Origin of the sequence: Klebsiella sp. MS 92-3 (genome assembly GCF_000195655.1) — a bacterium.
Taxonomy (GTDB): Bacteria; Pseudomonadota; Gammaproteobacteria; order Enterobacterales; family Enterobacteriaceae; genus Klebsiella; species Klebsiella pneumoniae.
On record NZ_GL882863.1, the window covers coordinates 1 to 6,913 of the forward strand.

The window sequence follows — 6,913 nt, forward strand, 5'->3', positions numbered from 1 at the left end:
AACTGCCGGTGCTGACGGCCTCAAAATCGCAGAGACGTTCCCGGAAGGCCGTGGCAGTCTCCAGGCCCGGCAAGCGCAGCGCCGCCGGGCGGTCAGGCTCCATACCTGCGGTAGTGCCGGATGGCGGCATAAATGCCTTATCCGGCCTACAGGATCACACCACCCAGGCCCACACCGCTCCCTGCGCCAACGCCGCGCTAATGTGGCTTACACCGGCGTTACCCTGGCCTCCTTCGCCTCGCGCGTCCCGCGATGAAGCAGCGCGTGCAGCAGGATCGCCCCGAAGGTGGCCGTGCCAATCCCGCCCAGCGTAAAGCCGCCCAGCGACAGCGCGAAATCGCCGGCGCCCAGCACCAGGGTCACCGACACCATGATCAAATTGCTGTTTTGACTCAGATCCACCCGGTTTTGCACCCAGATCCGCGCCCCGGCGACGGCAATTAAGCCAAATACCACGATCGAGGCGCCGCCGATCACCGGCCCGGGAATGGTGTGGATTAATGCGCCGAACTTCGGCGAGAAACCCAACAGCATGGCAATCAGCGCCGCGGCGACAAACACCAGCGTTGAGTAGACCTTGGTCACCGCCATGACGCCGATGTTCTCCGCATAGGTGGTGACCCCGCTGCCGCCCACCGAACCGGAGAGCATGGTCGCCAGCCCGTCGCCGACGAAGGCGCGCCCCATGTACGGGTCCATATTGCGCCCGGTCATCCCGGCGACGGCCTTCAGGTGCCCGAGGTTCTCGGCCACCAGGATCACCGCGACCGGCGCAATCAACATCATCGCCTGGCCGTTAAAGGATGGGGTGGTAAAGTGCGGCAGCCCGAACCACGCCGCCTGGGCGAGGGGGGAGAAGTCCAGCGGTTTGCCAAGGCCCAGGCCGTTAGCCAGCAGGGCGTACAGCGCGCAGGCGACGATCAGGCCGACCAGGATCAGCAGTCGCTGCAGCATCCCGCGGGTAAATACCGCCACTATGCCGATGCAGAGCACAGTTAACACCGCCATCCAGCTGTCGAAGGCGCTGGCGGAGACGCTGCGCACGGCAATCGGCGCCAGGTTCAGGCCGATAGCCATCACCACCGCGCCGGTCACCACCGGCGGCATCAGGCGCTCGATCCAGCGGGTGCCGATCTTCATCACCACCAGACCAATCAGGGTGTAGACCAGCCCGCAGGCGATGATCCCGCCAAGGGCGACGCTCAGATGAGGGTTCAGCCCCTGGCCGTTAAAGCCGGTAATGGCGATCACCACCCCGACAAAAGCGGCGCTGGAGCCGAGATAGCTCGGCACCCGTCCGCCGGTGACGACAAAGAACAGCAGGGTGCCGACGCCCGACATCAGAATAGACAGGTTCGGGTCGAGCCCCATCAACAACGGCATCAGCACCGTCGCGCCGAACATCGCAACGGCGTGCTGCACGCCCATCACCAGCGTTTGCCCGGCCGACAAGCGTTCATCGGGGGCGACAACGCCGGATTCGGCGGCAGGAGAGGTCAGCTTCCAGCGAGGAAAATCGAAGAGTGCCATGATGATATCCCGGGTTAAAGGTTAACAAGCGGGTCGCATAAGCGTGTGATAGCCGCGGTCAAACCACATCAGTCCCCGGGGCTCCGGGTGGCGGGTAATGGCCACGACGTGACAAAACAGAATGTCGTGCGTCCCGACGCTGACGCGCTGGTCGATGCGGCAGTCAAAGCTGACCAGAGCCGCCTCCAGCCGCGGACAACCGGTGGCGCCGGTCTGCCAGTCGGCGGCGGCAAAACGCTCGTCCATTGCCGTTTTACCGCCAAACAGCGTCGACAGGGCCTCCTGTCCGGCCGCCAGGGTATTGACGCACAGCGTGTGGTGTTCGCTGAACACCGGCCACACCGAAGCCGAGCGGTTCAGGCAGACCAGCAGGGTCGGCGGCGTGTCGGTAACGCTGCAGACCGCGCTGGCGGTGAACCCCGCCCGGCCCGCCGGGCCATCGGTGGTAATAATGTTAACCGCGGCGCCGACGTGGGCCATGGCGTCACGGAAACTCGCTTTGTCCGTTAACTCCATCGTAAACTCCTTATGCCAGCAGGCAGGCTTCATCAAAGGACAGGCGCGGCAGGCGGCCGTACAGCTTGCCGGGGTCGCCATAGCCGATGTTCACCAGCAGGTTGCTTTTCCAGCCGTTGTCGGCAAAAAATGCCGCGTCGACTTTTTCCCGGTCAAAACCGGACATTGGCCCGGTGTCGAGGCCCAGCGCCCGGCAGGCAAAAATCAGATACGCCGCCTGCAGGGAGCTGTTGCGAAACGCGGTCTCTTCCGCCAGTTGCGGGCTGGAGGTAAACCAGCTGCGGGCGTCACCGTGGGGAAACAGGGTCGGCAGCCGGTCGTAGAAGGCGCTATCCCACGCCACGATGGCGGTCACCGGCGCCTGCATGGTTTTCTGCAGATTGCCGCTGGAGAGCGTCGGGCGAAGTTTCTCTTTGCCTTCCGCGCTGCGCACGAACACGATGCGCGCTGGCGAACAGTTGGCAGAAGTCGGCCCCATTTTCATCAGGTCCCAGACGGCCTGCAGCTGCGCATCGCTCACTGGCTTATCCAGCCAGCCGTTGTGGGTCCGGGCCTGGGTAAACAGCGTCTCGCAGGCCGTGTGGTTTATTGCGTCGTTCATCGGGTCTCCCTGGCGACCGGCAGCATAGCGGACAGCCCGTCGCGTAAAATGGTATTAAAGGTATCGGCGTCGGTGACGTTACAGGCATGGCCGCCCCACGGCATTTCCACGAGCTGGCTGCCGGGGATCGCCGTCTGCAGCACGCGGGAGCAGGAGGCGGGGACCAGCAGGTCGTCAGCGGCGCTGATAATCAGCGTCGGGCAGGCGATGGCCGCCGCACGGCGTGAAAAATCAGCCTGCTTCAGGGCCTGTAGCCGCTTCAGCAGATTCTCTTTGCCCTGAAAATGGCTGATGGCAAGCGCATCTTCCGCTTCGAGGCGCGGCAGGCGCGCGGCCATCCATTCCGCCGGGTAGAGAAATAGCGGCTGCGCTTCGACCCACGCCTGTGCGCCGCCGGCATGCAGCAGACGCTCGCGCACCTGGAAGCAGCGGCGGGTATGCGGCGACAGCGACAGCCAGCCGTTGACCAGCGCCAGGGCGCTCACCGCCTCGGGGCGATCGAGCGCCAGCTGCAGGCCAATCAGCGCCCCCAGGGCGTGGCCCACCAGCGCGAAGCGGGCGATCCCCGCCGCTTGCAGAGCGCTGAACAGCTCCCCGGCCATCGTCGCCAGGCTGTAGTCGGCGGGCAGCGGACCGGCGTTCTCCCCGGTCCCGTTATGGTCATAACTCACCAGCTGATACTGTTCCTCCAGCGCCGCGCGCTGCGCCAGCCAGTAGCCGCCGCCCCCGCCCAGACCGGCGCTGAGGACCACCACCGGCGCGCCGGGCCACGGAGCCGGAGCAATATTGAGCCTCATCATGTCGGGGTACCGATATGGGCGACGCTGGCGATTTCCACCAGCGCATCGGGCTTCACCAGTCCGCACTGAATGCAGAAGCGCGCCGGTTTATCGCCGGGGAAGAACTCGGCGTAGACCTCGTTAATCGCGGCGTAATTTGTCCAGTCGGTGATAAAGATGCTGTTGAAAGTCACATCCGCCATACTCCCGCCCGCCGTTTCGATAACGCTCCTGATGGTCTCCAGCACGTGGCGGGTTTGCGCCTTTGGGTCGCCGATGTGCACCACATTGTTTTGCTTATCAAACGGCAGGGTGCCCGAGACGTAGACCACCCCGTCGGCGAGCGTCCCCGGAACAAAGGGGGCAATCGGCGCGGTGGTGCCTGGCGGAATAATCACCTGTTTAGGCATAACGTTTCTCCTTGGCTAAAGCCAGCGGGGTGGCGGGGGACAGCGCGTGGCAGAAGCTCTCGACGTCGCTGACCCAGCCGAAAAAGGTTTCAATATTGAACAGCGCCGCCTGCTGGGCGAAGGCCGGGCCGGCCTGATGGGTGGCATCCTCCAGCACGATGCCGAAGTATTCGAGAAAGAAGCCATCGCGCAGCGTCGATTCGACGCAGACGTTGGTGGCGATCCCGGTGAACACCAGGTGGCGTATGCCGCGGCTGCGCAAAATGCTGTCGAGCGGGGTGTTAAAGAAGCCGCTGTAGCGCGGTTTCGGCAACACGATATCGCCTTCCTGCGGCGTCAGCTCGTCCACCAGCTGATAATCCCAGCCGCCTTTCGCCAGCAGCTTGCCCTGCAGCTCCGGACGCTGACGCATCGTTTTCAGCGCGTTGGATTTGTGATAGTTCGGCGAGCCCGGGCCGCCGGCTTCAACATACTGGTCATCCCAGCCATTCTGGAACCAGATAATCAACATACCCGCGGCGCGAGCGGCGGCGACGGCGGTATTAATATTGTCGATAACCGGCCGGGTAGCGGAGACGTCAAAGCCGGCGAGATCCAGATAACCGCCCTGGCTGGCGTAGGCGTTCTGCATATCGACCACAATCAGCGCGCTCTGCTGCGGCGCGAAGGTCAGGGATTCCGGGCGAGCGGGAAGGGTAATCATCAGGCCACCTCACGGGTAACAGAAGCAATGTGGTTCCGGCAGCGCATCAGCGGCTGAATGCGTTCGCCAAAGGCGTCAATGCCGGCAAGAAAATCATCAAAGGTCAGCAGCACGCCGTCGGTGCCGGGCACGCTCGCTACTTCATCAAGCATACGGGCGACGCTGGCATACGATCCGACCAGGGTGCCCATGTTAATGTTGACCGCCGAGGTGGGGTCGGCCATCTGGCGCACGTTGGTATCGCTGCCGGAGCGGGTATCTTTCTGACTCTGCTCGGTGAGCCACGCCAGCGCTTCTTCATCGGCGCCCGCTTTGTAATGTTCCCATTTGGCGCGCGCCGCCTCGTCGGTTTCGTCGGCGATCACCATGAACAGCACATAGGACCCCACGTCGCGGCCGGTTTTTTCCGCCGCCTGCATCATGCGTGCGGCGGTCGGGGCAAAGGCCGTTGGCGTGTTGACCCCTTTGCCAAAGCAAAAGTTGTAGTCCGCATGCTGGGCGGAGAAGGCCATCCCGGCATCGCTCTGCCCGGCGCAGATCACCTTCATCGGCTGCGACGGGCGCGGGCTGACCCGGCAGTCGTTCATGGTGAAGTAGTCACCTTTGAAATCGCTGCGCCCGGTGCCCCACAGGTCACGGAGCACCTGGACGTATTCGGTGAGATAGTCATAGCGGCTGGCGAAATAGTCATCTCCCGGCCACATGCCCATCTGGTCATATTCCGGTTTTTGCCAGCCGGTCACCAGATTGACGCCAAACCGGCCGCCGGAGATGGAGTCGATAGTGGAGGCCATCCGGGCGACAATCGCCGGCGGCAGCGTCAGGGTGGCGGCGGTGGCGTAGATCTGGATCTTCGAGGTCACCGCGGCCAGGCCGGCCATCAGGGTGAAGGACTCCAGGTTGTGATCCCAGAATTCAGTTTTCCCGCCGAAGCCGCGCAGTTTGATCATGGAGAGCGCGAAGTCGAAATGGTAGTGCTCGGCCTTCTGCACGATGGCCTTATTCAGTTCAAAGGTCGGCATATACTGCGGGGCATGGGTGGAGATCAGCCAGCCGTTGTTGCCAATGGGAACGAAAACACCAATTTTCATACCTACCTCTCTGCAGTCATGGAAGATGGGTTGCGATGGTGCGGCATCCTGCCTCTCCCTGGACCACCTCGCAGAAAAGGTAAAGCAAAGGCGATGCCAGTTTTATAAATGCTAATGTTATTAATGTGTTACTTTTGAGTTGCTAAAAAGGACGGTAAAAAAGTGGACTGGATGGTCAAAATCAGTGCACGAAAAAACGGCAGTCATGCGCAATCAGGGTGCATGGGGTCGTGTCGGCGCAGGGCTTTTGCTATGCTGGTGGCGTCAACTGAAGGAGAGGATGTATGGCACAGGGCGCGGTGAAGAAAAGCGGCAAACGTTCACAAGCGGTCAGCGCCAAAAAGGAGGCCATCCTGGCCGCCGCGCTGGAGGCATTTTCGCAATTTGGTATTCACGGTACGCGGCTGGAGCAGGTGGCTGAGCGCGCCGGGGTATCGAAAACCAATCTGCTCTATTACTACCCTTCGAAAGAGGCGCTGTATGTGGCAGTCCTGCAGCAGATCCTCGCCATCTGGCTGGCGCCGCTGAAGGCCTTTCGTGAGGATATCAGCCCGCTGGTGGCGATCCGTGAATATATTCGCCTGAAGCTGGAGGTGTCCCGCGATCATCCCCAGGCCTCGAAGCTCTTCTGCCTCGAGATGCTGCAGGGGGCGCCGCTGCTGATGGGCGAACTGACCGGGGATCTGAAAGCGCTGGTCGACGAAAAATCGGCGATAGTCTCCGGCTGGATCGACCGCGGCAAGCTGGCGCCGGTCGATCCACAGCATTTAATCTTTATGATCTGGGCTACCACCCAGCATTACGCCGACTTCGCCACCCAGGTGGAGGCGGTCACCGGCGCCACGCTGCAGGATGCGGCCTTTTTTGAACAAACGGTCGATAATGTCCAGCGGATGATTATCGAAGGCATTCGCGTCCGTTAATTGGCGGGCGGCAGCGGGCAGCTTTGATCGCCATCCTCGCACTGTAGCAGCGAGGCGAGGAAAGACTCCCGCTCCACGCTCTTATCGGTCATGCACTGGCTGACCAGCATTGGCTGCATGCTGCCGCCTTCGGCGCCGGACGCGAGAAAGGCGCAGTCGGCGTCGCGTAAGGCGATCCATGCCTGCTGCGCCTGCTTCAGTAATGTCTGTTGTTTACCCACCGCCCGCTGCAGGGCCTGCTGCCAGGTGTCGTTCAGTTTTTTATCGGCCGCCTGATACTGCGCGGCCGCGCACTGATTCATTTCGGTTTGGGTGTTGGCGCTGCTGCACTCGTCCGCCAGCGCCGCGCCGCCGGCCCGC

The 6,913-nt window shown here is 62.5% G+C and carries 9 protein-coding genes; 1 reads left to right on the forward strand and 8 read right to left on the reverse strand.

The annotated features are described in order from the left end of the window. Nucleotides 1-207: 207 nt before the first annotated feature. From rutG to rutA, 7 genes are read right to left on the reverse strand one after another with little or no spacing between them, the layout of a single operon-like run. Complete coding sequence (gene rutG, locus HMPREF9538_RS02615) at nucleotides 208-1,530, reverse strand: pyrimidine utilization transport protein G (RefSeq protein WP_004211313.1); 1,323 nt, start codon at nucleotides 1,528-1,530, stop codon at nucleotides 208-210. A 21-nt stretch (nucleotides 1,531-1,551) separates the two neighbouring features. Beyond that, a complete protein-coding gene (rutF, locus tag HMPREF9538_RS02610; RefSeq protein ID WP_004176611.1) occupies nucleotides 1,552-2,046 on the reverse strand; it encodes an NADH-dependent FMN reductase RutF in 495 nt (164 codons plus the stop codon). Nucleotides 2,047-2,056: 10 nt separating this feature from the next. Next, nucleotides 2,057-2,647 carry a malonic semialdehyde reductase gene (locus HMPREF9538_RS02605; protein WP_002898814.1) on the reverse strand — a complete coding sequence of 197 codons (591 nt, stop codon included), beginning with the start codon at nucleotides 2,645-2,647 and terminating at the stop codon, nucleotides 2,057-2,059. Next, nucleotides 2,644-3,447 carry a pyrimidine utilization protein D gene (rutD, locus tag HMPREF9538_RS02600; protein ID WP_004183620.1) on the reverse strand — a complete coding sequence of 268 codons (804 nt, stop codon included), beginning with the start codon at nucleotides 3,445-3,447 and terminating at the stop codon, nucleotides 2,644-2,646. Before rutD ends, HMPREF9538_RS02605 begins: the two co-directional genes overlap by 4 nt. Next, the gene (rutC, locus tag HMPREF9538_RS02595) at nucleotides 3,444-3,836 is read right to left on the reverse strand and encodes a pyrimidine utilization protein C (RefSeq protein WP_002898877.1); all 393 of its coding nucleotides are present in this window, start codon (nucleotides 3,834-3,836) and stop codon (nucleotides 3,444-3,446) included. Before rutC ends, rutD begins: the two co-directional genes overlap by 4 nt. Continuing rightward, nucleotides 3,829-4,539, reverse strand: a complete 711-nt coding sequence (rutB, locus tag HMPREF9538_RS02590; protein WP_004224061.1) for a pyrimidine utilization protein B — start codon at nucleotides 4,537-4,539, stop codon at nucleotides 3,829-3,831. The genes rutC and rutB overlap by 8 nt, the downstream gene beginning before the upstream one ends. Then, nucleotides 4,539-5,630: a pyrimidine utilization protein A gene (rutA, locus tag HMPREF9538_RS02585; protein WP_004179293.1), complete on the reverse strand. Its 1,092-nt coding sequence runs from the start codon at nucleotides 5,628-5,630 to the stop codon at nucleotides 4,539-4,541. The genes rutB and rutA overlap by 1 nt, the downstream gene beginning before the upstream one ends. A gap of 284 nt (nucleotides 5,631-5,914) precedes the next feature. On the opposite strand from rutA, the gene rutR reads away from it, so the two are divergent. Then, the gene (rutR, locus tag HMPREF9538_RS02580; RefSeq protein WP_002898883.1) at nucleotides 5,915-6,553 is read left to right on the forward strand and encodes an HTH-type transcriptional regulator RutR; all 639 of its coding nucleotides are present in this window, start codon (nucleotides 5,915-5,917) and stop codon (nucleotides 6,551-6,553) included. Here the strand turns inward: rutR and HMPREF9538_RS02575 are convergent. Further along, the coding region (locus HMPREF9538_RS02575; protein WP_009486278.1) for a lysozyme inhibitor LprI family protein at nucleotides 6,550-6,913 on the reverse strand (364 nt) is incomplete at its 5' end. The genes rutR and HMPREF9538_RS02575 overlap by 4 nt on opposite strands.